General features: G+C 49.2%; 1 protein-coding gene. It reads left to right on the top strand.

All coding sequences use genetic code 11. From position 1 onward, the window contains the following. A partial coding sequence (locus R7Z49_RS23620; protein WP_318112157.1) for a methyl-accepting chemotaxis protein occupies window positions 1-985 on the top strand: 985 nt, incomplete at its 5' end. Window positions 986-1044 lie beyond the last annotated feature (59 nt).

Consider the following 1044-nt stretch of genomic DNA (forward strand, 5'->3'; position numbering starts at 1 on the left):
TCCACTGCAAACTTTGTCGGATGCACTCTCTGAACTGTCACAAGGTGAAGGTGATTTGACGCAGCGCATCGAGATTGAACGCATGGATGAAATTGGTGAACTGGCCACGCACGTCAACCAGTTCCTTGCTCAGATGCAATCAATGCTAAAAAACATCGTCGAAAACAGTCAGCAGTTGTCAGAACAAGCACAACAGGCGAATGAACTCTCAGCCATGGCGGCAGGACGCGTTGAGCACCAACAAAATGACGTAAACCAAATTGCTACGGCCATTCATGAAATGTCGGCAACCGCTGCAGAAGTCGCAAGTCATGCAGAATTGACCGCAAGTGCATCCCAAAACTCCGCATCTGCGTGTGTGGAAGGTCAAAGCGTTATTCAGAAAAACCGAGAAGCGATTGTGTCGCTTGCTGAGCAAGTGAGTGATGCGGCAAATGTGATTTCTGAACTGGAAGCGAACACCCAAAGCATCAACCAAATTTTGTCTACGATTCAAGGCATTGCTGAGCAAACCAACCTGCTCGCTCTCAATGCGGCCATCGAAGCAGCACGCGCGGGTGAACAAGGACGCGGATTTGCCGTGGTAGCGGATGAAGTACGTGTACTTAGCCAACGCACTCGTGGCTCAACAGAAGAAATCCGTACCATGATTGAAACGCTGCAAAGCAATACCAAGCTTGCCGTAAACAGCATGCAAGCCAGCACTAGCTTGGCAGATACCAGCGTGGATTACGCACAGCAAGCGCACGACAGTCTAACCAGCATCACCAACTCTATCACTGAGATTAATGATATGGCGATGCAGATTGCGAGCGCAGCAGAAGAGCAGCGAGCGGTAAGTGAAGACATCAGCCGCAATACTCAAGGTATCAAAGACGATGCAGATGTCATTGCTGAGCAATCACTGAAAAGCAGTGAAGGCGCACGCAGAATGTTCAACACGGCGAACACCATGCGAGAAAACATCAGTCGCTTTAAAGTGTAAACCGCCCCGAAAAAGCAGCTCCCAGAGCTGCTTTTTTATTGATGCTATCTAGCCCTTTA

Origin of the sequence: Vibrio sp. 1562 (assembly GCF_033340155.1) — a bacterium.
Classification (GTDB): domain Bacteria; phylum Pseudomonadota; class Gammaproteobacteria; order Enterobacterales; family Vibrionaceae; genus Vibrio; species Vibrio alginolyticus.